Below are 23,933 nucleotides of genomic sequence, written 5' to 3' on the forward strand. Positions count from 1 at the left end.
GTCATTCATTTACTATCCTCCATTGGGAACGCGTCCCATAATCTGTATTGCTTTTTTTCCGCCCTGAACCCCAGCCATGGCGTAAAACTTTGGGCGCCCCTCAATCAACACCTTTAGAGGCGTATCAGGATTGCAACCAAGTTCGATAACATCACCGACCTGAAAATTGAGGATGTCGCGAACCCGCAGCGTAAGGGTTGAGAGCATCGCTTCAATTTCCACATCCATGTGATCGAGCTCATCACAAACAACCTTGCGCCACTTGCTGTTCTGCACCGCGCTCGACGGAATGGCCTTGTTCTGCTGTTGCCTCTGTAATGGCTCGAGTGCGGAATGTGGAAGAGCCAGCGTAATATCCCCCTCAAGGCTGTCGATGGTCACCCGGAAACGGGCTGCGACAACTCCGGCATCCGGCAACACAAAGTTGAGCAGACGCAGGTTACTGACCACCTTGACCAGTGAGGATTTAACTTCCTGCAGTTGCAGAAAGCCCTTGTTCAAATCGATGCAGGTCGAATCGATGACGTCGCGGATAACATTCAGCTCGATAGCACTCATCGCCCGATTGGGCGCGGCGATCTCGCTTTCGGAGGAACCGCCAAGCACGATCTCGACGAGCGAAAATGAGAGCTGCTCGTCAAAAATCACCAGCCCACCGCCACTGAGCGGTTCAATCTGCAGGATGCCGATCGCCCCGCGGCCGGATAAGCGTTGCAACAAACCGTCGAAACTCATCGACTCCATCGCATCCAGCTTGATGCTGACCGAACGCTGAAAGCGGGTCGACAGCGACATCGCGTAGTTATGTGCAAAACTATCGAGAACCATGTCGAAGTTCGGCAGCTTCCAACCTTCCGGCCCGGCGGCGCTGAACAGGTTGCAGGCCTCGGCCTTAACATCCCGTGCAGCAGCTGGAGCAGCAGCTGGTCTACCCGGCTCTGCCGCGACCTGATCGACGGCGATATCACCGTGGTGTACCGCTGACAGCAGGTCGGAGATTTCTTCTTTACTGAGTATCTTTTCCACGTAAGCTGCCCCTATTGGACGACGAAATCGGTGAAATAGATCCGCTTGACCTTGCCATTTACCAGAATACTGTTGATCCGGTTGAGCAGTTCGGCGCGCAATTGGATTTTCCCCTGCATATCCTGCAGTTCACCGAAGGTCTTGTTGCCGACCAGCAGCAGGATGGAATCCTTAACCTGTGCCATCCGCTCATTGAGCTCCATCACCGTTTCTGGCGTATTCACTTCCATGGTGATGGCAGCCTTTAAGTAACGGCTCTGCTCATCATCGATGATATTGACAATGAATGGGTCGAAGTTGACCATCGGGCCGACCCGCGTGGCCTGTTTCTCCAATTCCGCCTGCTCCTGTTCCGGGGTGAGTTTCTCTTCCTCCTCACCCCCCATGAACATGAAGACACCGGCACCGATACCAATCAGCAGCACCACTGCCGCGACAATGATGATCAACATTTTTTTGGAGCCGCCACCTTTCGGCTGTTCCGCAGCATCTTTTTTGGCCATGATTCATCCTTCCCTTACATCTACAGCGTCAAAATCACGCCAGCAGCAATTTATAACTAGAACGGAGCTTGTTCCCGTGCATCGATCAAGTAGGGCAGGTCCTGATCCGGGTCACCCTGACTTTCGAGGACAAATTCTACCCGGCGGTTCAGTGCCTGCTCCCGCACACTGTTGTTCGGGAACAGCGGTTTCTGCGAACCATAACCGGTCGCGGCCAGGCGATTTAAAGGCACCAGTTGATTGCTGGCCAGGAAGCGTAACACCGAAACCGCGCGGCCGACCGACAGGTCCCAATTGGCCAGTTCATCACCACGATTATCGGTATGCCCTTCAACCTTCAGTTTCAGCGGCAAGGGCCGAACCAGCTCCGCTACCTTGCGTAACACCGGGTAGGCTTCCGGATGCAATGTTTTTTGCCCAGAGGTAAACAGGATCGACTCATCAATCCGCAGGACCACCGCCCCCCGATCCTTGACCAGTTTAATCTTCTTGTTCAGTTTCAGTTCCCGCAGTTTGGTCTTCAAACGTCGGTAAACCTGCGAGGTAAAATCATCATTAACCGGGGTGAAAGAAACCACCTTGGGCGTTGTCACCTCGGTCTTGTCGCTGCTGCCCATCACGCCGAAAGCACCGGCCAAGGAATCGGCGGCCTTCTTAAACTTAACCTGATCCATATTGGCCATCGACAACATCAGCACGAAAAAGGTCAGCAGCAGGGTCACCATATCAGAATAGGTGACAATCCACATCGGGGCGCCGGGCGGTTTCTTTTTCGCTTTTCTCGCCATCAGTCGTCTCTACTTCCCAAAGTTGCTTTCACGATCGACAGGGGCGACAAAGGCATGCAGCCGCTGTTCCATCAACCGTGGGTTTTCCCCTTCGAGGATCGATTTCATTCCTTCGGTGACCAGGGTTTTATTCAACACCTCACTGGCCGAACGCAATTTCAACTTTCCTGCCATCGGCGTTGCCACAATGTTGGCAATGACTGCGCCGTAGAAAGTGGTCAACAAAGCAACCGCCATCGCCGGTCCGATCGAAGAAGGATCACTCATGTTCTGCAGCATCTGCACTAGGCCGATCAGGGTCCCGATCATTCCCATCGCCGGAGAAATCGCAGCAAAGGTCATAAAGATATCGGCGCCCTTCTCGTGCCGCTCCATGACATATTCAATCTCTTTTTCCAGCATCTCCTTCAAAGCATCCGGCTCTTGTCCATCCACCGCCATCTGCAAACCTTTGAGGAAAAAATCATCATCAATCTCGCCCATCACCGACTGCAGCGAAAGAATCCCTTCCTTACGCGCCTTGCCGGCATAATTGATCAACTTGCCGATGGTATCGACCGGAGAGACTGATTTGTGAAAAAAGGCATGGCGTGCGACCTTAAAAGCGCTAATGATATCACCGAAAGGAAAGTTGACCAGCGACGTACCGATAGTACCGCCGATAACGATAATCATCGACGGGACATCGATAAAGATCAGCAGTGATCCCCCCTGCAAGATCGCACTGATCATCAGGCCAAAAGCTGCAACCAAGCCGACTATTGTCGCTAAATCCATGTGTCACCCTCTATATTCTCGTGAATAGAATCACGGCTAAAACTTAGCACCACCTAACGAGTAAGCAATTTTCAAGCCAGCCCAGGCTCCGCCAAATTTTATTTTTTTAGCTATATCTTTCAGCATGTTAGAAACACAAAAAGGGCGCGAAAGACCAGTCTCAAAAAAAATGCCGCCCCCAAACAGGGGCGGCAGATCTTTTTGTCATGATTTTGACCACGAGCGATTAGCGTTTCAGGTTGATAATTTCAGCCAACATTTCGTCGGTGGTGGTGATGGTTTTCGAGTTGGCCGAAAAGCCGCGCTGGGTGGTGATCATTTTGACGAACTCTTGGGCCAGGTCGACATTGGATAATTCCAGAGCGTTGGTGAAAATATTGCCGACACCAGAGCCAACCGTACCAACAACCGGGACACCGGAACCACCACTCTGAGAATACATGTTACTGCCGATTTTAGTCAGGGCATTTGCGTTGGTAAACTTAGCCAAGGCCAAACGCATTAAATTGCGTGGTGTTCCGTTGGAAAAGTTACCAATAACATTTCCAGATTCATCTACACTCAATTTAACCAAAGTACCGGTGCCAAAACCATCCTGCTCCTGCGAAACAACCACCGAGGGACTGGCATATTGGGTCGTCTGCATGTCGATAGCGACCTGCTGGGTCTGAACTGAGCCGTTATTCCAAGTCAGAGCACCATCCCTTGTCGACGCAGTTGGTCGCGGAAAGGTCGGATCGCTGCTGGTATCACCGGCAACCGTATAGAGATCCTGAAGCGATAGCGTGCCAGCACTATCCTCCTGGCCAATCCTGATCAAATCACCACTGGAGTCAAACTCAAGGACACCCGAGCCAACAATTTCCAGCTCGCCAGATGCTCCACCGGTCACCTCACCGCCATCGACCACGGTGTTCCAATCCCAGTTTTGATCCGAGGTCTTGGTAAAATAGGTGGTCATCAGGTGGGTACTGCCAAGGCTGTCGAAAACCTGGATTGAGGTCGCGTAGCTCGACGTCCCGGACGGATCATTGATATCAAAGGCTCCGGTAATGGCAGCGCGCAGATCGGCAACTGCCGCAATCGTCGCTAAGGCGTCCACATCGCCCGGCGCACCGGACAGAACTGAGTTTGCATCATTCTCATCGCTGATAGCCTGAAGCAGAGCAGCATCCTGTAGCAGACCATTGGTCGGATCGGCAGCCAGATTGGTGTACGCAGGATGTGTTGCTCCACCGGCAGTAATAACTGCATTATCCAGGGCCGTCGCACTGGTCGCGGTGTCGGCGACACTGATTGTCACCGAATCAGAATCAATATTGGTATTCAGATTAAGGCTGGAGGTCGGTTGTGCCGGGGTAAAAGACTGGGTGTTGGCAAAAATTGGCGTCAAATCCCCAACCGTATTCCCGTTATCATCCAACGCATAGCCCATGAGGTTAAAGCCCTCAGGGTTGACCAGAAAACCTTCAGCGTCAAAACGAAAGGCCCCGGCACGGGTGAAGTTATTGGATGCATTGCCGGTTGACGGGTCACTGACGATAAAGAAACCGGAACCTTCGACGGCGAGGTCGGTATTGGTTTCGGTATTCTCAAAGGTTCCCTGACTGAAAATATTGTCCACCACCGACAGGCCGACACCGCGGCCAACCTGAGAGCTCCCGCCGGATCCAGAAATCGAGCTGGAAAGCAGGTCGCCAAAAACGGTGCGACTTGCTTTAAAACCAACGGTGTTGGCGTTGGCAATATTGTTACCGATAACACTCATGGCGTTACCGTTGGCGGTCAGACCACTGACACCACTGTACAAAGAACTGGAAATACCCATTTTGTCACTCCTTTAGGTTTGAGCCGCGTCAATCAGTCGGCAGCTCGTGAACCTCCTCGAAGAGGACCGGTTCGGTTAAGCGATAACGGCGCTGTCAATATTGGTGAAGACGTTGTTCTTCAACTGCTGTTTATCGACAACGGTCACGACGGTATCATTTTTGACACTCACTACCAGAGCCGTGTCATCAAGCATGACCAGGGACTCTTTGCCACCCTTGGCCTCCACTTGCGAGACGGCAGTTTCCAGCCGCTGCATCTGGTTGGGGCTGAACTGAATCCCCCGGCTATTCATCCTATCGACCGCGTGCTTGGAGAACTTTACCCCGTCTTGATTAATTTGCTTACGCAGCAATTGATCAAAGCTACCAACACCGTTGGCCGGGATTTGCTGTTTATTCCGGGTGCCCCCTTTTGGCCCAGATGGGGTTATTGGTTGCGGAATGATAGTAATCGGGTCGCTCATAGCGGCACACCCGCTTTTTCCACCTTGCTCATTTTGACAGGGCCGGAACTGGTTTCCAGTAACGAACCGGAAGGGTCCAAATCAACCCCGTAGACGAGCCCCTTGATTAAACTTGCCGAATCGACAACCCTTTCATCCGCATCAACAGCGCGAATCACCAGTTCATAATCGCCGCGTTCCAGCGGCATTCCGGCATCATCGGTGCCGTCCCACTCGATAAAATGCTGACCGGGAGAGCCATCAGGGGCACTTAGAGTCGCCACCGTCGCGCCGGTTTGACTGAGAACATACAACTTGACGTCATCGGCCGGCATTTCAAGATCATAGCCGAGCTCCATGGCCTCGCCACTAAAGCTAAACTCCTCGGTCTGGGCAATCACCACCGTCCCGATCAGGGAGAGCGCCGACATCCGTTCCATCTCATTGCTCATCGTGTTGAGCCCCTGCAGACTTTCATTCATATTAGCCAGCTGCTCAAGCTGGCTGAACTGAGCTAGCTGGGCAGTAAACTCAGTTGCATCCGCCGGGTTCATCGGGTCTTGATTTTCCAGTTGAGCAACCAACAAGGTGAGAAAGTCTTCTTTACCCATGGAAACATCTTTGGCCTGCGTTGAGGTCGCGGGGGCCGTGTTACCAGTATCAATTCCACTAATTGCTGACATCTATCTGATCTCCTTTCTCTAATTTTTTGGTTACACGTGGAGACTGATGCCTCCGCCACCGTTCTGCATCAGGTGGGCTAAAGGAATGATCTGTTCTTCGGCAGCCGAATTCTGTTGCCAGCGCGATTGCGCATGCGAATCTTGCTGCTGTCGCTGTTGTTGTTGCTGAGCGAACTGATCAAATTGATTCTGCTGACCCTGCTCCTGGTTAACATCAACCTTGAACTGATCGATTTTCAGTCCTTGTTCGGCCAGAGCATTACGCAGTTGCGGAAGATTCCGCTCCAGCACTTCCTGGACCTGCTGACTCTGGGCCTGGATATTAGCCGTAATACGATCACCTTCTACCGCCAGCTCAATCCGCAAGGAACCGAGTTCCGCCGGCTGCATGCGCAGAACCATCTTTCCAGAAGCACCGTTAAAGCCACCAGAGAAACGCGCGACCACCTGGTCAAAAATCTGACTTTCGGCCACCTGCTGTCCGCTGGGTAATTGCACCATCGGGGTTTCCGGCATCAGTTTACCGGCCATGCCCTGAGTCTGAGCTGTTGCGTTTGGCTGAACCTGTCCCTGAACTTGCTGAGCCAGGTTATCCATCGCCTGCTTCGGATTGCTGCTCAGCAGTTCGGCGAATTTTCCAGCATCAGTCTGTTCCGGTGTTGCCTCGGCCACCACAGGTGCCGCTTCAGTCGGATTCAACTGGGCTGGGTTCGAGTTGGCGTTGTTGCCCTGCACCTGCGCACGTAAGGATTGCTGCGGGGCGGTGTTGTTTTGGCTGCGCGGCTTGAGCAATCCGGCAAAACGTGGATCGATCTCCTCGGCAGTTTCTTTGCCCAACAACAGTTCCTGACCGCTCACTTTGCTTTCTGCCACAACGTTCTCTTCGGCGACAACACTTCCTTCAGTCACTGCTGATGGAGCCTTTTGCGTGGTCACGGAATCGAGCGCCTTCTGCAGAATCTGCCGAGCCTGCGCCAGGTTCCCCACCAAAATCGGTGCAGCAGCCTGTTGATCGGCCACTGGTAGCATGTTTGCAGCCAGTTCAGCGTTTTCCATCAACCCACCGGCAATCGCCAGCTGTTCTTCTAACTGAGAAATCAGTAGCGTCAATTGCTCCTCGCCACCTTCTTCGCTGACGACTTGTAGCTGCTCAACCAATCCTGACAGATCGATACCAGTCAGAACCTGCTCCCCTTTGAGTTCGGTGCTCTCAAGTTGCTGCACTAGTTGGGTCAGCAGTTCTTCCATCGAGCCGGCCTCTTCGCCACTCTCCAACAGGTCACCATTGGTGATCGCTTTGAGCAGGTCGACAACGGCATGCTGAACTTTCGGCTCCGCCTTGACAGTCGCATCCGCTTTAACCGTCGGCTCCGCCTTCACACTCGCTTCAGCCTGGGTCGAAGTTGTTTCTTCGGCGATCGCCTTATCCGTCTGCTGCTTTTGCACTGGTCGTTCTTCGGGCTTGTTTTGCTTGGCAACAGCCACTTTTTCAGCCGGTTGTTGCTTGGTTTTTGACTCGCTCACATCCGCTTGCTTTTCTTGACGATTCTGAGCACCAAGCACTTTGCCGAAATCCTGCTTTTTCGGCTCTGCCGACTTGACCGGACTAACCGTTTCGGGTGCCTTGGCACCCATGTCGATCATGGACAATGCTTGCATCTGTTTCACCTCCTTCCGTTTGGTTTGTGTTGCTCCGGGCTTAGTAGCCCGATTTATCATTCACCGGTATTTCGGTAAAAGCCTTACTCAGTGCGGTTGCGGTTTTTGCGTCGAGGCTGTCAAGTATCTGACCGGCGGTCTTTTTCTTGATGCCGATCAGTAATTCAACCGCCAGTTGCTGGTCGAGTTGCTTGATCAAACTGGCTGCTTTATTCGGATCCATCTTTTCATAAATCTTACTTAGCTCACCAACCCGCAGGCCTTCTTTTTCCTTCTTGCGATTAAGCAGCTTGACCAGTTCTTCTCTGAGCTCTTGCATCGCCGCGAGTTTCTTATCGACCTCAACTTCGAGGGACTTTAGCTGCAATTCGCGACTATCGAGATCAGACTCGCGCTCGGCCAGTTTTTCGTATTCACTCTCGATCGAAACCAAGATACGCCGTTCTTCCACCGAGTCGATCTGCTGGTCATCAATCAAGCTCTGTGCAGAGGCCGGAAATACCAGTAACAACAGGGCCAGAACAGTAAGGAGCGCGCGACCTTTCATGAACTATCCCCTTTGCAGCGAAGGCTGATTTCGTCCAGAGTTTCCCGCTCTTTGCGGTTTAATTCGTTGCGGCATTCAGCCTCCTGCTTGTCTTTTAACTTTTCCATCACCTGCCGATCACGTGCTGCGCTGAGCAGTTCTTCGCGCTCGCCGACAATCTGTCGTTCCAGGCGATCCAGTTCCTGCTGCAGCTGGGAAATGACCCGGCGGCCATGCTGAATCTGCGTTTCAAACAGGTTCATTTCAGCCACCGTCAACCCTTCCTGCTGGCGTTGTTGCAAATCGGCATCGTAGCGCTGCATAGCGTCCAACTGGCCCTGCAGTTCGACATCCAATTCGATCTTGCGCTGGAGGCTTAAAGTTAAAACCTGTTGCGTCTGGTCCTCGATAATCTGGCGATAGTTCAACACCGACTGCAGTTTGAATTTTTTAGCCATGGTCTGCAGCCGTAGGAAAATAGTGAATCAAGAGTGCAATTATTTGCATAGTTACCTCGGTTCCTGGCGCCGGTCCTGGGCTAAGACCGCCATCTCTTGCAGGGTGGTGTCGAGATCAACCGCATCATTCATCCCTTGGCGCAAAAATTCGGTAATCGCCTCGATGCGTGAAATGGCATAATCGATCTTGCCGTTGCTCCCTTCGACATAGGCACCAATATTGATCAGATCCTCGGCCTCTTTGTGCGTCGCCAGAACCTCACGGACCGTTCCAGCCAGTTGCATATGCTCGGGGCTGACGATGTCGCGCATGACCCGACTGGTGGAACCGAGGATGTCGATAGCCGGAAAATGATTACGCGCCGCCAGATCACGCGAGAGGACAATGTGCCCATCGAGAATCGAGCGCACCGCATCGGCAATCGGCTCGTTCATGTCATCCCCTTCGACCAGCACCGTGTAAAGTCCGGTAATGCTGCCTTTGCCCTTAAAACTACCGGCCCGTTCGAGAAGTTTCGGCAGGGTCGCGAACACCGAAGGGGTATAGCCTTTGGTTGTTGGCGGTTCGCCGATGGCCAACCCGACCTCGCGCATCGCCATGGCAAAACGGGTCGCTGAATCCATCATCAGCAGCACGTTTTTACCCTGGGCGCAGAAATATTCGGCAATCGTGGTGGCGACAAAGGCGCCACGCATCCGTAACAGTGGCGAAACATCGGAGGTGGCGGTAACAACCACCGATCGAGCTAGCCCTTCCGGACCCAGATCGCGTTCGATAAATTCACGCACTTCCCGGCCTCGCTCGCCAATCAGCGCGATGACGTTGACATCGGCCCGGGTGTGTTTGGCCATCATGCCGAGCAGAACACTTTTGCCGACCCCGGACCCAGCCATAATCCCCATCCGCTGCCCGCTACCACAGGTCAGCAGGCTGTTGATCGCCCGCACCCCCAGATCGAGGGGCTGCACAATCGGATTACGCGACATCGGGCTGGCGGGCAAAGCGTAAAGCGGGTACTCCAGTTCGCAAGCAGCCAGCGGCCGCTCATCCAATGGCTGACCGAGGGCATCGATAACCCGACCAAGAAGGTGGTCACCGACCGGCAGAGCAGCACTATCACGCAACACCTCGATTAAACTGCCAGGACCCAAACCGCGCAATTCACCAAGCGGCATCAATAAAGCACGGGAATTTTTGAAACCGACCACTTCGGCCGGAACCGGCGCACCGCCACCGAGGGGAGTTAGCTGACAGAGCGTCCCGACGGTCGCCGACGGACAATAGCCTTCGACCACCAGACCGACAATCTGGGTCACCTTGCCACTGACCTTAAGCGGGTTAACCGCCTGGATGCGTGCAACCAGATCCTGCATCAGCCTTCTTCTATCGCTACGCTAAGAGCACTACGGATGCTCTCCAGCTGGGTTTCGATGGTGGCATCGACATCACCCAATTCCGAATCGACCCGACAACCGCCCTGAGAGATATTTGAGTCGGCCTCGAAGCTAAGATTTTTCATACCACTGATGCTGGCCAGAAAGAGCGGTTTCTGCTTGGTAACCGCCTCTAAATCGTCGGGATTGATGCAGATCCGGTAACTGTCGGCGCGGACTGAAGCCTTCAGGGCATTTTCGATAATTGCCGAAACCACCGCAGGATCGGCCTTGACGGTACACAGGATAACCTGCTCAGCGACCGCCATTACCAAGCGCAACATGTCCTGGCTGCCGGCCTGAGCCAAAGAAGCGCGCACCCGGCTGACATCCTCCAGCGCCTGAGTCAGGGCCCGGGTGGTTGATTCAAGGCGTTGTTCAGCCGACGTCAGACCCTCTTGCCGCCCTCGTGAAAAAGCCTCTTCCAGCTGTTTGGCCATCGGCACTGCTGCTGGGGTCGGCGGCGCCGCCACGGCAGCCTTCGACGCTGTGAAATTGTCTCCCTCCAGAGGAGACTGCGGCTGAGGGTCACCAAATGAATGGAACTGGAATTCTTTCAGATCGCCGACTTCCGCGCCGCGATGCACCTTAGACAAGCTCATCGCCACCTCCGCGTCCTGGAATCACCACACTGCCATCTTCCTCAAGTTTGAGGGCGACCTTAACCACTTCCATCTGCATCGCTTCAACTTCAGACAGTTTGCGCGGCCCCATCGCTTCCAGATCTTCGATGATCATGTCGGCGGCCCGCTGCGAGATATTGGCAAAAATCTTTTCCTTGATGGTATCGGAAGCGGTCTTCAACGCCAGGGTCAGCATATCGGTGCTGACCTCACGCAAGATCGCCTGCATACCGCGCTGATCAATCAGCGCCATATCCTCAAAGGTGAACATCATGCGGCGGATATCTTCGGCCATATCGGGGTCGACGGCTTCGATGCTGGTGAGGATCACCTGGTCGGCACCCTTGTCCATCTTGCCGAGGATTTCCACAACCTTCTCCAGGCCACCAACCTGTTTGCTATCACGGCCGACGACAACACCAACTTCGCGCTGCAGGGCATCTTCAATCTGGTTGATGACTTCGGGGGAAACATTATCCAACTTGGCGATGCGGTACATAATTTCACCACGGGAATCGTCGGGGAGTTCAGCCAATATCCGGCTGGTGTGTTCTTCTTTTTGCGTCGAAAGAATCAGCGCGACTGTCTGTGGATGTTCATTCTCCAGCAGTCCGGCCACCATCCGCGGATGCATCTTCGAAATCGTTTCCAGCGGTCGCCCCTCGATCCCGGCGGAAACCTGGTCGAGCAGATAATGAGCCCGCTCATTGTCCGATCCACCCAAAATCGCGTGCTTGGCAAATTCCTCACCACGGATATAAACCCCGACATCGCTGTTGCGCGACTGCTTGAATTCTTCCAGTACTTCGCGGGCGATAGCGGGATCGACGTGGTCGATTTCCATCATGCAACGGCTGATTTCGCGCACCTCGCCGTCATCCAAGGCCTCGAAAATTTTTGCCGTGGCTTCCTCTCCCAGGCAGAGCAGCAGCAAGGCTGCTTTTTTTGCTCCTTGTAAATGTTTCGCCTTTAACACAAATTACTCCAGCACAAATAAGTCAGGGATATCAGGATTCAGCCGGTTCTTCGCGCAGCCAATTTTTAACCACTTGGACCGGCATCATGTCGCCGCCGAGAACTTCCTGGCGGATCTGTGCCAATGGATCACTGGGCCCACCGAGCAGCGGGGTCCCACTTTCAGCCTGCAGTTCGGCCTCAAGTTCTTCAACGGTTTTCATCGGTGCAGTCATTTCAGAGGCACCGCGCAAGGCTCCCAGTAACGGCCGCAAAAAGAGCAGGTAGGCCATCAACCCGGCAATCCCGAGCAGGGCATACTTGATCAGCGGCATAAAAGGATAGATCTTTTCGATCAGGGATGGTTGCGGCATCGGTTCCGTATCAAAGCCACTTTCAAACGGCATCGAGACAACGGAAATCAGGTCGCCGCGGGTGTCGTTGATGCCAAGAGCAGTGCGCACCATTTTCTCGATTTCTTTGATTTCTTCGGCACTGCGGGGATCGGGGGTCGGTTCGGCACCTTCAGCTCCCGGCGCCAATTTGTCAGCCACCAGCACGGAAACCGACAACGATTTGATGGTTCCCACCGATTGCACGGTTTTGCTGACGATCTTGCTCATTTCGTAGTTGACCACCTCTTCAGTACGACTTGAAGGTGTGGACGTCACGGTGACACCAGCCCCATTCGCTTGCAGATTGGAAACCACACCGGGGACACCACCGGCAAGTTCGGCGCTGCCTTTTTCGGTACTGACATGCTCGCTGACAACCACGGCACCGTTCGGATCGATCGCTTCTTCAACCCGCTCGCGCTGGTCAAAGTCAACATCGGCGTTGACTCGTACCAGTGAATTACCAGCGCCGAGAGCACGGTCAAGCATCGATTGGGCACGGGTTTCCAGGCGACGCTCCATCGTATGCTGATAACCGAGCATACCGGGAGTCATCGGCCCGGCAACTTCGTCGGAACGACTCTTGGACAGAACCTTGCCGCTGGAGTCGACAACGGTGACATTTTCCGCTTCCAGACCTTCGACACTCCCGGAAACCAGATGGATAATTCCCTGCAGTTGCGATTCTTTAAGTGAACGTCCGGAAGAAAGCTTGACGATGACTGCGGCGGTTGCCTGCTGTTGCTGCTCGCGGAACAGGCGTTTTTCCGGCAGCGCCAGGTGGATACGTGCACCTTCGACCGGAGCTAAAGAGGTAATGGTGCGCATCAACTCACCCTGCAGGGCGCGGCGATAATTAACCTTCTGCGCGAAATCGGTCATGCCGAAGCTCTGTTTGTCAAAGATTTCGAAGCCGACACCACCCTCGGACAAACCGGAACCGGCCAGTTCGATGCGCGCTTCGTAAACCTTGTCGGCAGGAATCAGGATATCCTTGCCACCATCTTCCAGACGGTAAGGGATTTTGCGATCTTTTAACCATTCAATCACCGAAGAAGCGTCGCGACTCGGCATATTTGCGAACAGCAGGCTGTAATCTGCCACCTGCGATTGCATGATAATGGTCGAGAACAGCAGAATGCTGACCAGAGTCACGCCGATCAGGCTCAGTTTGCGCGCCAATGACCACTCCTTGAGGACGTCAAGGATGGTTTTCTTTTCGGGCGTTACTTTTTGCAATGCTTCTTCAGCCATCGACATTATCCTCCGGAATCGATTGCGCTTAACTCAAACAACAGGATTCAGTTTTAAACCTGCATCCGCATAATTTCCTGATAGGCTTCAAGCGCCTTGTTGCGAAGCTGAACCATCATCCGCAACGAGATATCAGCTTCTTCGAACTTGATCATCGTTTCGTGCAGATTCTTGGTCTCACCGGCAGCAACCTGTTCGGCAGCGCGGTCGGCGGACACCTGCGCCTGATTGACCTCAGAAAGCGAACCTTTGAGCGCCTCAGCAAACTTGCCACTCATATTCTGGATCGGAGAACTTTTCGGCCCCGAAATCCCCTGCAAGTGCGATTTCAGGGTAATATCAACAACTGAACTCATAAATCACCTCTAGCGTCCTATTTCCAATGCTTTCATTGCCATCCGCTTGGCCGACTTCACGACGGTCACGTTGGCTTCGTAAGCGCGACTGGCAGACATCATGTCGGCCGTTTCCTCAACCAGACTGATGTTCGGCATCGCCACTTGGCCCTTCTCATCCGCATCGGGATGCGAAGGGTCGTAAATCATCCGCGGCGGCGCACTGCTCGCCTGGATGTGAGAAACCTTGACCCCGTGTGCAGCGTCACGCAGTCGAGAATCGAGCGTATCGGCAAACCCCTGGCGGCTGGTTTGAAAAACAACTTCCCGTTTGCGATAGGGACCGCCATCGGGAGAGCGGGTGGTTTCGATGTTGGCCAGATTGGAGCTGATCGTATTCATCCGCACCCGCTGGGCCTTGAGCGCCGAAGCACTGATTTTCATCGTAGTGAAAATATCCATGGAATCTCCTAGCGACCGTCGCTGACAGCATATTTCAGCAGAGTGAGTTTCTTCTTCAGGATCTGGGCACTGGCCTCAAAGAGCAGTTGATTTTCGGCCAGATCGAACATTTCATCATCGAGCGAAACGCTGTTGCCATCACCGATCGGATTCGGATCACGTTGCTTGACGATCCGCCCCTGAACACCGTTAATACCACTGGAGCCGATCGGAAAATGCTTGGCATTGCTGATCCGTCCGGCCGTTTCCGGTGCGGCGATCGCGTTGCGAAGATCAGCTTCGAAGGTCATCTTACGTGCTGCATAACCAGGGGTTTCTGCATTAGCGATGTTGGCCGCGATCACCTGCTGTTTCTGGGCCCGCAAATCCAGGCTCTTCTTTAATACCGACATCGTTTGATCAGCGATTCTGATCTCTGCCATAATGTTTCTCCTGCCCGTTTTCTGACACTTGGCTTAAATTTTTCTACTGCTTTTCTTGAATGAGCAAGTCCTGGGCCAACTGCCCCCAAGAACTGCTACCATCTTCTTCGACCAGTTGCGTCAGAAGGTTAAGTGCGTCCCTGCGCTGCTGCTTGCGCAGCAAGATCTGCGCCCGACGGTAGCTGGCCTGAGTGCTGAATCCGGGATCAGCTCCGAGTTGACGATATATTTTTTCGGCAGCGGAATTCTTCTGCAATTGATAGTAGGCTTCCGCCAGCAGTGCCATTTCTTTGACGTGCAGTTTCCCCGCCCGCTCAAGACTTTTGACCACATCCTTCAGCCGCTGCTGATCCCAATAGATCCATGCGGCGCGAATTTCCAACTCCGGGCTACTGGGTCGATTCTTACGCGCCAGCCAGGCCAGCAACTCTTCGTCACGCCCCTGCTTCTCAAAGGCATCGAGCAACACCCCAAACAGTGCGGCACTGTCGGCTCCACGGGGATATTTCTGCAGATACTTGCTGGCATAACCGCTGGCCTTACTGAACTCGCCGCGCTTAAGAAACGAACGCGCCAGAGGCAGGTAAAGGGGTTTGCGCAAAGCTTCGTCTTCGACTTGGTCAAACAGGTAGAGCAGCACACGGGCCGCCCGCGCATAGAGACCGAGGTTATTAAAGGCCCCGGCCAGATCGTGCAGGAACGCGCGATCAAAACCGCCACGCAGGAGCAGCTTACGATTCTGTTCAACCAGCACCACCGCTTCCAATTCCCGCTCTTGCTTCATCAGGCTGTGAATCACCGTCGGCAGCTGCTCCAAGAGCAGCAGATCGGTTTCGCGACGCAACTTGGAACTGCGGAACTCACGGCGGAACCGCATCAGCTCGTCAACACTCTGTCGGTGATCAGCCAGCAGATAGAGGGCCAGGGCGCGCTTAAATGTGCCCTCCTCCCTGACCTGCCGGCTGCCAGCCAGTTTGCTGATGCGGTCGTAATCGCTGGCCGCTTTGGCCATGTCTAACTCACCACCGGTGATCAGCTGGTGATCGATCAAACGCAGATCGGCCCGCTCGCCACCTTCTATTCCCGGCCAGTCGAGGCTGGCTTTCTGTAACCAGATGACCCCCCATTTTAAATCTCCGGCGGAATAAGCAGAGGCACCGGCGGCAAACTGGACCAAGTCCGGTCCCGGCGATTCCTTTACCAGGTCGCTTAATTTGCGATAAAGCCGATTGGCAAACGCGTAGTCACCGTGTTTATAGGCGCTGAATGCCGCCAGGTTAGCAGAGGACAGATAGCGGTCGAACAAACCCGGCTCTTCGGCCAGCGTCTGATAACTGGCAATGGCCTGCGGCAATTGGTCGAGGCCGGCCTGAGCATCGGCAGTGCGCAAATCGACTACGGCGAGCAGCTCGACAGGCCACACCAACTCGGTGTTCTGCAAGTACTCAAGTGCCAGTTTGGGTTGATTGGCCGCCAGGGCGGTCTCGGCAGCAAGCAGATAGCAAAAGTCTGTCAACTGCTGTCCGGCGGCTAATTTCGGCAGCAGTTCCTGCAAAGTCAATTGGGCGACGAAGGATTGTCCGCTGGCAGCTTGAGCATAAGCTGTCAAATAATCGACACGAGTCTGCTCCGCCCCCGGTTGATCCTGTAACGCGTACAACCGGGCCAAGGCCGCTTCGGTCGCGGCACTGCGAATTTGCGCTTCGGCAACCAGCAGGCTGCGCAGGTAACGCTGTTCCTTGTCCAGACCCTCGATCTGACTCGACTTGCGCAACAAACTCAGCCATTGCCCCTCAGCATAGAATTGCTGCAGGGGCCAAAGCGGACTCTCTTGATTGGTGATCAACGCTGGCAACGGCGGCAGGGTGTAGTGCTGCGGCAGTTCCAGTTTCCAGTAGGTTCGGTAATCGCGAAAGAAATCGTGCCAGCGCCCCGTCCACGGGGACTCTTTTTGAAATGCTGTTGCCTTTTTGCCCGCCTTGCGCACCGGCATATCGGCGATCCGAAAAGCCACCCCATGGCGCGCACTCTGGTCGCCTTCCCAGTAAATGTCCATCACCACCCGGGCCGGATCGTTCTTCGATTCGGTTATCACCTGCTTGGGGGCACGCCGCAGCAGTAAAGACATCAATAGATCGCGGTGCTTCTGCGCCAACAAAATCTTCACCACCGTCTCATCTTCCGGCAGGTTGCGCAGCTTGGCCGAGACCCAGACGTCTTTCAGCAGCAGGTCGACCCGTTGCCCGGAGTGTTCAACTTCGAAATCAGGCAACTCGGTAAAAAGTAAGGTAATCCGGGTGCTGTCGATCTGTTCCTGCTTCTTCATGCCGGTCAAGGTGACCTGCGCCGCCGCTCGCACGGTCAACACGCTGCTGAGAAAGAACAGCAGCAGAAACAGTACAACGGCCAAAATTTTGATGATCTGGGTTGGATAGCTCATCCATGCCTCCGATAGTTAATAAAGTTAGCCGGAGACTCTCTATGGCCAGAAACGTGCCAACCACGGAGACGACATAGGTAAACATCTGTAATCAATCAAGATTATTAGCAAAACAACCTATTCCAAAAACGCCAGACGGAAAATACGCAAACCCGCGAAAAGGAAAACGTCGTCATTTTGACAAAGAAAATCGAGTAAAATCCGAGTCCCTCGTTTCCCTGTCAAACCATGAGATCCCCTATCATTTTTAATCTTCTTTAATGTTGACAAGCTAATACAATTACCTGATAATTCATTCCCAGAGCAAACAAGTCAAGAACGTTTTATTCGAATTATCAAATAAAGTAGATAAGAAAACTTTCTTGTCACAGCCAAATTGTCGCCAATAACAACCAAAGGAGAATCAAAAAGATGAGCAAACAATTAATTAAAATCCTCAGCCTGACGACCTGCCTGCTACTGGTGAGTTCACTGGCCATGGCCGGCACCATCAAAGTTTGGGGTTCGACCACCTGTCAGAAGCGGTTTCTGGAGCCAGGCAACGAGGCTTTTAAAGCGGCCACTGGTGATGACATCAAGGTCTTAGGCGTTGGCACCGGTAAAGGGATGATGGCGCTGATCTCAGGAAAAGCCGTGGTGGCCGCCGCCTCCAGCCCGCTGGAAAGCTCCATCAAGTCGGCGGAAAAAGCCGCCAAGAAAGCCGGCAAAGAGATTACCATTCCTGACAACCTGATCTTCCACGTGATCGCCAAGGATATCATCGTGCCGATCGTGCATAAGGATAATCCGGTCGACGCCCTCACCTTTGAGCAGTTGACCAAATTAAACACCGGTGAAGTCACCAACTGGAAGGACGTCGGCGGCCCGGATATGCCGGTCAAGGTTGTCACCAGCCACGCTGGTAGCGCCACCAAGGCGGTCTTCCAAAAACAGGTCATGAAAAAGGCCGACTATGCTGCCGATGCCACCTTGGTCAAGAGTACCCGACTGGAAATTCAGCACGTCTCGAAAGACAAAGGCGCCATCGGTGCGGTCAGCGAAGGCTTCTATAAGCTGAATCCAGAAAACTCAAAGATCGTCAAAACCGACGACATCAGCCGGCCGCTGGCACTGATCACCGTTGGCGAGCCGACCCCAGAAGTGCAGAAACTGATCGATTTCTTCAAATCCCCAGCCGGTCAGAAGTTCTTTCAGTAAAACCTGAGGACTACATTTAAATAAGCGGCCAGTGGGGGGGGGCTGGCCGCGTTAGCTACAAGGATCAACTATGAACAGCGTCTTCAGCTCCATCAGTCTGCAAAAAAAACTGTTGGGTGCCTTCTCCTTCGTGGCACTGGTTTGCCTGCTGGTCGGTCTGGCCGGCTGGTGGGGAACATCGCAATTAAATGAAAATCTAGCGACCATCAGCCAAGACGATGTGCCTGCCCTGGAAGCGATACTGACCCTCAGTAAATCCCTTGAGGCGATGAAAAGTTCAGAACGCACCCTACTCGATGGCACCCTGTCCCTGCAACAAAGACAGAATGAATACAATCTGATTGAAAAAGCGCGTGACGATGCCGAACAGGCGATCGCCACGGTCGATGCCCTGCAACGAGAAGGTGAAGAGAGACTGCTCTGGCAAACCTTTATCAATGAGTGGAAGTCCTGGACTCCGCAACTGCAGCAATTCATCAGTCTCTCCAAACAATACGATGACGCGCAAATCGACAACCCCGCGCAGCTGGCTTTAGAGGCGCAACAGAAACTTTCGTCCTATCAGAGCTGGGCCATCCAGCTGAGTGAAAACATCATGGATGCGGTTGAAATCTCGGTCGAAAAAGACCCGATGAAAACCGAAATTGGTCAATGGGTACAAAGCCTTAACAGCCAGAACAAGCAGATAACGAAAGCCCAAGAAACATTGCAACAACAACTCGAAGCGGTCGGCAGCTCGATGGGTTCGATCTTCGACTATTTTGAGATCGACGAGCCGGAACTGGCCCAGGAAACCTACACCTTGGAAATTAAACCGAGCGTAATGGGCGTCGAGCAATCGATCCAACATGTCCTCGCTCCGATCGCCGAAGCCCTCGCTATCCAGCGGCAGATGCAGACCCATGCTCTGCAGGTCAGCGCTCCGGTCCTTGACCAGGCCCAACAGGAACTGCAAAAAATTGTCGCTTCAGCCCGCCAATCGATGAACGCAAGTACCGAGCAGGCTGCCAGTACCGCCAGCCAGGTTTCCACCTTTCTCTGGCTGATCATTGTCGGGGGCATTCTCAGCTCCATGATCATGGGCTTGCTCTTTTCCCGAAGCATTACCCGTCCTCTGGCACAGACCGTCTCAATGCTGGCAGAACTGGAGCGGGGCCATTTACAGCGCCGCCTGAACCTGTCGCGTGGCGACGAAATCGGCCAAATGGCCGACGCGATGGATCGCTTTGCCGACAGCTTACAGAATGAAATCGTCCAACCACTGCAACAGCTTGCACAAGGGGATCTGACCTTTGATGCCATTCCGCGAGACGAACAGGATACGCTGCGCAGTTCGCTGCAGCATCTCGGCACCGACCTCAACCAAATGATTGGCCAGATTCAGGTTTCCGGTGAGCAGATCAGTTCCGGGAGCAGTCAGGTTGCCGATTCCAGTCAATCGCTGTCCCAAGGTGCTACCGAGTCAGCCGCATCACTGGAAGAGATCAGCAGCTCGATGAACGAAATCGGCGCACAAACCACCCAAAGCGCTGAAAACGCCCGCCAAGCCAATCGCCTGGCGAGTGAAGCATCCACTGCCGCCACCACTGGCAGTAAACGGATGACCGAAATGATTGCGGCGATGGGCGAGATCAATGACGCTGGCCAGAACATCAACAAAATCATCAAGGTGATTGACGAAATCGCCTTTCAGACCAATCTACTGGCGCTCAACGCTGCCGTCGAAGCGGCCCGCGCCGGACAGCACGGTAAAGGCTTTGCCGTGGTTGCCGAAGAGGTCCGCAACCTGGCTGCCCGCAGCGCCAAGGCGGCCAGCGAAACCGCCGCACTGATCGAAGGTTCGGTGGAAAAGGCCAGCAACGGTACTCAGATTGCGCAGCGCACGGCAGAGTCACTGGAAGAGATTGTCGGCGCCATCACCAAGGTCGACGATTTGCTCGGTGAAATTTCAGCCGCCAGCAGCGAGCAGGCCAACGGGGTTTCACAAGTCAATCAGGGCCTCGGCCAGATCGATCAGGTGATTCAGCAGAACACCGCCAGCGCCGAAGAGAGTGCCGCCACCAGTGAACAACTCTCAGGGCAGGCAGCACAACTGCAGGTCATGCTGCAGCGCTTCACCCTCAAACAGGGCAACCACACCCAATCGTTTGCTCCGCCGACACCCACTCGCCAAGCCCCGCAGACCGGGATCGGCTGGGCCAGTGTGCAAGAGCAAACCGATGAGATGATTACTTTGGATTGATTTTTCTCCTTCCACCCAGCAACAGAAAAGGCGCCTCCGATCCGGGGCGCCTTTTCTGTTTCACAGGGGGTATTTTCATCCAGCCTGCAGTATCCGATGAGCGGCTTGCAGCAAGCGATGTTCGCTGTTTCGGTTGAAATCTTTATTTGTTAAGTGGGCAACCCCCGGCAGGATGCTATAGTGAAATAGTCCTTACTCTTGGAGAGAAAAAATGCCGGGTGCAGAAGTAAACCATACAACCTTGTTCAACATGTTACTTAGCAGCAGCCACGATTATGCCGAACGCACCGCCTTTATCTATCGCGCCGCCAACAGCGAATTTGAGGTCAGCTACCAGAAATTATTTGATGATGCACTGATTCTTGCCAAGGCCTTCAAAACTCGGAAAATCGCTAAAGGGAGCAAGGTGATGCTGCTCTCGGACAATCGCTACGGTTGGATCGTCACCGACTTTGCCCTGCTGTCGTTAGGCGCCATCAGCGTGCCGCGCGGCAGCGACACCCCGACCCGGGAACTGAAATTCATCCTCCAGCATGCGCAGTGTGAATTTCTGGTAATCGAGACCGAACAACTGCTCAAAGCCCACGAGGAGATGCTCAAGAGATTAAAAAACCTCAAGGCGATTTTCGTCATTGAGGGGGACAAGACGCACAAGTGGTTCGACAATATCTACAGCTATAACGATATCCTCAAGGATCGGCGCATCACTAAAGCCGACCATGACGAGTTTGTCGGCCGACGTTACGCAATAACCCCAGACGACACCTTTACCCTGATTTACACCTCGGGGACCACCGGCACTCCCAAAGGGGTGGTGTTGAGCCACGCTAATATTATGTATAACGTCCGCACCCTGCCAGAAATGATCGCGTTGGAAGAGAGCGACCGCTGGGTATCGATCCTGCCGAGCTGGCACATCTTTGAACGGGCCGCTGAGTATTTGGCGCTCTCACACGGCTGCTGTACTGTTTATTCAACGGTGAAAACCTTTGCCGCCGATCTGGAAAAATACCAGCCGACCCTGGTTGCCACCGTGCCGCGACTGTGGGAATCGATGCACAGCAAGATCAACCAGACGTTGGAAAAACAGGATCCGCGCAAGGCCCGAATCTTTAAAATACTGGTCAAGGTATCGACCCGCTACCGCTATCACAGCCGGGTGTTGAAAAATCAGCTGCCGCAATTTAAAAAACCTTCATTCTTCGGCTATCACTGGCAGAAACTGCGCTCCACCATCCTGCTGCTGCTGCTCTCGCCCTTCAACAAGCTGGCGGTTAAAAAACTGGCGTTAGTGCAGGAGAAGTTTGGCGGTCGACTGCGCATGGCAATCAGCGGCGGTGGCAGTCTGCCCCCCTATCTGGATGAATGGATCGATGCCATCGGCATCCGCATCGTTAATGCTTATGGGATGACCGAATGCGCCCCGGCGATTGCCGGGCGGGCCCTAAATTGTGAAATTTTCGGCACCCTGGGTCCACCGACCAAGGGCACCGATCTGCGGATTATCGGCGAAGAGGGGCAACTACTGCCAGCGGGACAGGTCGGCGAAATTCAGCTGCGCGGCGAACAGGTTTTTCCCGGCTACTACGACAACGAGGAAGAAAACGCCAAGGCGTTTAGCGAAGACGGCTTTTTCAAAACCGGTGATCTGGGAAAACTGACGCTGAGCGGAGAACTGGTGATTACCGGTCGCTCCAAAGAGATCATCGTCCTAGCCAGCGGCGAAAACATTGACCCGAGCCGCATCGAATCGACCATCACCCAGTTGCCTTTCGTCAGCGATGCGGTGCTGGTCGGCCAGGACAAAAAGGGGCTCGGGGCACTGATCGTCCCCGATTTTGAACAGCTGCGCAATTTTGTCAGCAGCAAGTTCGAGCGCAGCACGGAAACACCCGAGCAGCTGTTAAATAACAAACAGGTGCTCGACCGGGTCAAGGCCGAAATCAACCGCCTGTTACAGCCGAAAAAAGGCTTTAAACCGTTCGAAAAACTGCAGAATATCCATTTTTTGGAGAAGGAATTCAAACCGGGGGAAGAGCTGACCAATACGCTGAAAAAGAAGCGCCACGTGATTGAAACCAAGTACCGTGAAGTGATCGGCAAACTGCTTAAATAAACTGTGGCGGAAAACTTTCCCGGTTTACGATTTATCGACTTTCAGGTGCTCCGAAACGAGACGGCTAACCGCCAGCAGGGCTTTTCTATATCGGAGATATTCGGGCTGCAAATTAACCGCCCGTTCAAACTCCCGTAAAGCGGCAGGATAATCGCCCTTAAATTCATAACTGCTTCCCAACCAATAGGCGGTAGCGGGGTTTTTCGGATCGACTGTCTTTTCGGCCAGGCCAACCGCCAAAGCTTGCTGTAAATACTGCTGCATCTTCGGCACATCATCAATCATTTGATAGGTGCGCACCAATGAGATACGGGCAGCAATGTTGTTCGGATTGTCGACCAACCGCTGCAGATCGGACTCGATTGCGTTATCCAGATGCTGCCGCGCCTCTTCGGGTTGTCCCAATTGTTCATAACAGCGAAACAGGTTCCGGCGCAGCGACGCCCGGTACGGCTCCCGCTGCTGAGCTTCCAAATACAAGCGGGTGGCGGTGTCCCACTGCTCCATCCGCTGATAGCGTCCGGCAAATTTTTCGATGCCGTTATAATAACGATTAGACATCTCCGCCCCTAAGCGCGGCGAGGAGTAACAAGCCAGCGTCGTTACGAGGGCGAGACCGACGGCTCCGACAAACACCAGCAGCGTCTGCCCGGCAAGTCGCTTAGAGTGAGAGCCTCCCCAAGAATTGTGCTCATCCACCGCGAGCTGCTGACGAGCGGATAAACGATAGTTCAGAGTCATCATCGCCAGGGCGAATGGGATCAGAATTTCGGCAATTTCCGCCTCGTTAAAATGGATAAGTCCGAGTTCGAAAATGGCACTGAGAACAAAAAAATGGCTCAGATAAAGAGGTGGGCCGGGCAGGCCCAAACGTTCCAGCCACAAAGCAGCTCGGTTGCGCATTCGAAGCAACCAGGGGTAGAGCAGGCCATAGCCGAGCAACCCGGCGGCAACAATAATTTCAATCCCCTGCTTGGTCAGGGTGCTGATCGGTCCGGTGAGAAAATTATGCAGGTTGGTTTCTCCCTGCAGGTTGTGATCGTTAAAAAATTCTGGGGTCGGAATGTCGAACAGCCGCTGTCCCCAGGAGATCTCTTCGCCGACGACATACAGGCACGCCAGGGCCAGCAGAGCAAAAAACGGCCGAAAGCGGGAGGAACAATAGGCCTGTCGGCCGGCCAGCAGCATAGTGCTGGCAAAAAGAAAAACCTGCGTCCATTCACCGACCAGATCCTCATAGGTGGCGATGATATAAGCATGGGGGAACTTGATCGCCATCAGCAAATATGTGCCGACAATAACGATAAGCAAAATCCAGGCGATCTGCTGATGACTGTTCCGGCGTCCGTTATCCATTGCCATCTAGC

General features: G+C 53.8%; 22 protein-coding genes. 3 read left to right on the forward strand and 19 right to left on the reverse strand.

The window, feature by feature from the left end:
• Nucleotides 1–12: 12 nt before the first annotated feature.
• The 18 genes from ACZ5PT_RS03545 to ACZ5PT_RS03630 form a co-directional block, all read right to left on the reverse strand.
• A complete protein-coding gene (locus ACZ5PT_RS03545; RefSeq protein WP_464265428.1) occupies nt 13–1,026 on the reverse strand; it encodes a flagellar motor switch protein FliM in 1,014 nt (337 codons plus the stop codon).
• An 11-nt stretch (nt 1,027–1,037) separates the two neighbouring features.
• Nucleotides 1,038–1,529, reverse strand: a complete 492-nt coding sequence (locus tag ACZ5PT_RS03550) for a flagellar basal body-associated FliL family protein (RefSeq protein ID WP_464265429.1) — start codon at nt 1,527–1,529, stop codon at nt 1,038–1,040.
• A gap of 56 nt (nt 1,530–1,585) precedes the next feature.
• Complete coding sequence (locus tag ACZ5PT_RS03555) at nt 1,586–2,317, reverse strand: flagellar motor protein MotB (RefSeq protein ID WP_464265430.1); 732 nt, start codon at nt 2,315–2,317, stop codon at nt 1,586–1,588.
• A 9-nt stretch (nt 2,318–2,326) separates the two neighbouring features.
• Nucleotides 2,327–3,094 carry a motility protein A gene (locus ACZ5PT_RS03560; protein WP_464265431.1) on the reverse strand — a complete coding sequence of 256 codons (768 nt, stop codon included), beginning with the start codon at nt 3,092–3,094 and terminating at the stop codon, nt 2,327–2,329.
• A gap of 226 nt (nt 3,095–3,320) precedes the next feature.
• Nucleotides 3,321–4,922 (reverse strand): flagellar hook protein FlgE, encoded by a 1,602-nt coding sequence (locus tag ACZ5PT_RS03565; protein ID WP_464265432.1) that lies wholly within the window; start codon nt 4,920–4,922, stop codon nt 3,321–3,323.
• A 75-nt stretch (nt 4,923–4,997) separates the two neighbouring features.
• Entirely contained in the window at nt 4,998–5,387 is a 390-nt protein-coding gene (locus ACZ5PT_RS03570; RefSeq protein ID WP_464265433.1) for a TIGR02530 family flagellar biosynthesis protein, read from the reverse strand.
• A complete protein-coding gene (locus tag ACZ5PT_RS03575; RefSeq protein ID WP_464265434.1) occupies nt 5,384–6,049 on the reverse strand; it encodes a flagellar hook assembly protein FlgD in 666 nt (221 codons plus the stop codon). The genes ACZ5PT_RS03570 and ACZ5PT_RS03575 overlap by 4 nt, the downstream gene beginning before the upstream one ends.
• A gap of 30 nt (nt 6,050–6,079) precedes the next feature.
• A complete protein-coding gene (locus tag ACZ5PT_RS03580) occupies nt 6,080–7,708 on the reverse strand; it encodes a flagellar hook-length control protein FliK (RefSeq protein ID WP_464265435.1) in 1,629 nt (542 codons plus the stop codon).
• 40 nt (nt 7,709–7,748) lie between these two features.
• Nucleotides 7,749–8,255: a MotE family protein gene (locus ACZ5PT_RS03585; protein WP_464265436.1), complete on the reverse strand. Its 507-nt coding sequence runs from the start codon at nt 8,253–8,255 to the stop codon at nt 7,749–7,751.
• Nucleotides 8,252–8,692: a flagellar export protein FliJ gene (gene fliJ, locus ACZ5PT_RS03590; RefSeq protein ID WP_464265437.1), complete on the reverse strand. Its 441-nt coding sequence runs from the start codon at nt 8,690–8,692 to the stop codon at nt 8,252–8,254. Before fliJ ends, ACZ5PT_RS03585 begins: the two co-directional genes overlap by 4 nt.
• 51 nt (nt 8,693–8,743) lie before the next feature.
• Nucleotides 8,744–10,066, reverse strand: a complete 1,323-nt coding sequence (locus ACZ5PT_RS03595; RefSeq protein WP_464265438.1) for a FliI/YscN family ATPase — start codon at nt 10,064–10,066, stop codon at nt 8,744–8,746.
• Nucleotides 10,066–10,728, reverse strand: a complete 663-nt coding sequence (locus ACZ5PT_RS03600) for a FliH/SctL family protein (RefSeq protein ID WP_464265439.1) — start codon at nt 10,726–10,728, stop codon at nt 10,066–10,068. Before ACZ5PT_RS03600 ends, ACZ5PT_RS03595 begins: the two co-directional genes overlap by 1 nt.
• Nucleotides 10,715–11,725, reverse strand: coding sequence for a flagellar motor switch protein FliG (fliG, locus tag ACZ5PT_RS03605; RefSeq protein ID WP_464265440.1), 1,011 nt, complete (start codon nt 11,723–11,725; stop codon nt 10,715–10,717). The genes ACZ5PT_RS03600 and fliG overlap by 14 nt, the downstream gene beginning before the upstream one ends.
• 31 nt (nt 11,726–11,756) lie before the next feature.
• Nucleotides 11,757–13,352: a flagellar basal-body MS-ring/collar protein FliF gene (fliF, locus tag ACZ5PT_RS03610; RefSeq protein ID WP_464265441.1), complete on the reverse strand. Its 1,596-nt coding sequence runs from the start codon at nt 13,350–13,352 to the stop codon at nt 11,757–11,759.
• A gap of 53 nt (nt 13,353–13,405) precedes the next feature.
• Nucleotides 13,406–13,708, reverse strand: a complete 303-nt coding sequence (fliE, locus tag ACZ5PT_RS03615; protein ID WP_464265442.1) for a flagellar hook-basal body complex protein FliE — start codon at nt 13,706–13,708, stop codon at nt 13,406–13,408.
• Nucleotides 13,709–13,717: 9 nt separating this feature from the next.
• The gene (gene flgC / locus ACZ5PT_RS03620; RefSeq protein WP_464265443.1) at nt 13,718–14,149 is read right to left on the reverse strand and encodes a flagellar basal body rod protein FlgC; all 432 of its coding nucleotides are present in this window, start codon (nt 14,147–14,149) and stop codon (nt 13,718–13,720) included.
• An 8-nt stretch (nt 14,150–14,157) separates the two neighbouring features.
• Nucleotides 14,158–14,571 (reverse strand): flagellar basal body rod protein FlgB, encoded by a 414-nt coding sequence (gene flgB, locus ACZ5PT_RS03625; protein ID WP_464265444.1) that lies wholly within the window; start codon nt 14,569–14,571, stop codon nt 14,158–14,160.
• A gap of 43 nt (nt 14,572–14,614) precedes the next feature.
• The gene (locus ACZ5PT_RS03630; RefSeq protein WP_464265445.1) at nt 14,615–17,011 is read right to left on the reverse strand and encodes a tetratricopeptide repeat protein; all 2,397 of its coding nucleotides are present in this window, start codon (nt 17,009–17,011) and stop codon (nt 14,615–14,617) included.
• A 411-nt stretch (nt 17,012–17,422) separates the two neighbouring features.
• Between ACZ5PT_RS03630 and ACZ5PT_RS03635 the strand changes: the two genes are divergently transcribed.
• The 3 genes from ACZ5PT_RS03635 to ACZ5PT_RS03645 all read left to right on the forward strand — a co-directional run bounded on the left by ACZ5PT_RS03635 (nt 17,423) and on the right by ACZ5PT_RS03645 (nt 22,566).
• Nucleotides 17,423–18,208 (forward strand): substrate-binding domain-containing protein, encoded by a 786-nt coding sequence (locus ACZ5PT_RS03635; RefSeq protein WP_464265446.1) that lies wholly within the window; start codon nt 17,423–17,425, stop codon nt 18,206–18,208.
• A gap of 70 nt (nt 18,209–18,278) precedes the next feature.
• Nucleotides 18,279–20,450, forward strand: a complete 2,172-nt coding sequence (locus ACZ5PT_RS03640) for a HAMP domain-containing methyl-accepting chemotaxis protein (protein ID WP_464265447.1) — start codon at nt 18,279–18,281, stop codon at nt 20,448–20,450.
• Nucleotides 20,451–20,661: 211 nt separating this feature from the next.
• Nucleotides 20,662–22,566 (forward strand): AMP-dependent synthetase/ligase, encoded by a 1,905-nt coding sequence (locus ACZ5PT_RS03645; RefSeq protein ID WP_464265448.1) that lies wholly within the window; start codon nt 20,662–20,664, stop codon nt 22,564–22,566.
• 24 nt (nt 22,567–22,590) lie between these two features.
• Here the strand turns inward: ACZ5PT_RS03645 and ACZ5PT_RS03650 are convergent, their stop codons facing one another.
• Nucleotides 22,591–23,922, reverse strand: a complete 1,332-nt coding sequence (locus ACZ5PT_RS03650; protein ID WP_464265449.1) for a tetratricopeptide repeat protein — start codon at nt 23,920–23,922, stop codon at nt 22,591–22,593.
• Nucleotides 23,923–23,933: the final 11 nt, after the last annotated feature.

The sequence above is a fragment of the Desulfuromusa ferrireducens genome, assembly GCF_055389805.1.

Coding starts and splice junctions, on each gene's coding strand:
- ACZ5PT_RS03550 (WP_464265429.1), bottom strand. CDS start 1,529: ATGGCCAAAAAAGATGCTGCGGAACAGCCGAAAGGTGGCGGCTCCAAA.
- ACZ5PT_RS03555 (WP_464265430.1), bottom strand. CDS start 2,317: ATGGCGAGAAAAGCGAAAAAGAAACCGCCCGGCGCCCCGATGTGGATT.
- ACZ5PT_RS03560 (WP_464265431.1), bottom strand. CDS start 3,094: ATGGATTTAGCGACAATAGTCGGCTTGGTTGCAGCTTTTGGCCTGATG.
- ACZ5PT_RS03565 (WP_464265432.1), bottom strand. CDS start 4,922: ATGGGTATTTCCAGTTCTTTGTACAGTGGTGTCAGTGGTCTGACCGCC.
- ACZ5PT_RS03570 (WP_464265433.1), bottom strand. CDS start 5,387: ATGAGCGACCCGATTACTATCATTCCGCAACCAATAACCCCATCTGGG.
- ACZ5PT_RS03575 (WP_464265434.1), bottom strand. CDS start 6,049: ATGTCAGCAATTAGTGGAATTGATACTGGTAACACGGCCCCCGCGACC.
- ACZ5PT_RS03580 (WP_464265435.1), bottom strand. CDS start 7,708: ATGCAAGCATTGTCCATGATCGACATGGGTGCCAAGGCACCCGAAACG.
- ACZ5PT_RS03585 (WP_464265436.1), bottom strand. CDS start 8,255: ATGAAAGGTCGCGCGCTCCTTACTGTTCTGGCCCTGTTGTTACTGGTA.
- fliJ (WP_464265437.1), bottom strand. CDS start 8,692: ATGGCTAAAAAATTCAAACTGCAGTCGGTGTTGAACTATCGCCAGATT.
- ACZ5PT_RS03595 (WP_464265438.1), bottom strand. CDS start 10,066: ATGCAGGATCTGGTTGCACGCATCCAGGCGGTTAACCCGCTTAAGGTC.
- ACZ5PT_RS03600 (WP_464265439.1), bottom strand. CDS start 10,728: ATGAGCTTGTCTAAGGTGCATCGCGGCGCGGAAGTCGGCGATCTGAAA.
- fliF (WP_464265441.1), bottom strand. CDS start 13,352: ATGGCTGAAGAAGCATTGCAAAAAGTAACGCCCGAAAAGAAAACCATC.
- fliE (WP_464265442.1), bottom strand. CDS start 13,708: ATGAGTTCAGTTGTTGATATTACCCTGAAATCGCACTTGCAGGGGATT.
- flgC (WP_464265443.1), bottom strand. CDS start 14,149: ATGGATATTTTCACTACGATGAAAATCAGTGCTTCGGCGCTCAAGGCC.
- flgB (WP_464265444.1), bottom strand. CDS start 14,571: ATGGCAGAGATCAGAATCGCTGATCAAACGATGTCGGTATTAAAGAAG.
- ACZ5PT_RS03630 (WP_464265445.1), bottom strand. CDS start 17,011: ATGAGCTATCCAACCCAGATCATCAAAATTTTGGCCGTTGTACTGTTT.
- ACZ5PT_RS03635 (WP_464265446.1), top strand. CDS start 17,423: ATGAGCAAACAATTAATTAAAATCCTCAGCCTGACGACCTGCCTGCTA.
- ACZ5PT_RS03640 (WP_464265447.1), top strand. CDS start 18,279: ATGAACAGCGTCTTCAGCTCCATCAGTCTGCAAAAAAAACTGTTGGGT.
- ACZ5PT_RS03645 (WP_464265448.1), top strand. CDS start 20,662: ATGCCGGGTGCAGAAGTAAACCATACAACCTTGTTCAACATGTTACTT.
- ACZ5PT_RS03650 (WP_464265449.1), bottom strand. CDS start 23,922: ATGGATAACGGACGCCGGAACAGTCATCAGCAGATCGCCTGGATTTTG.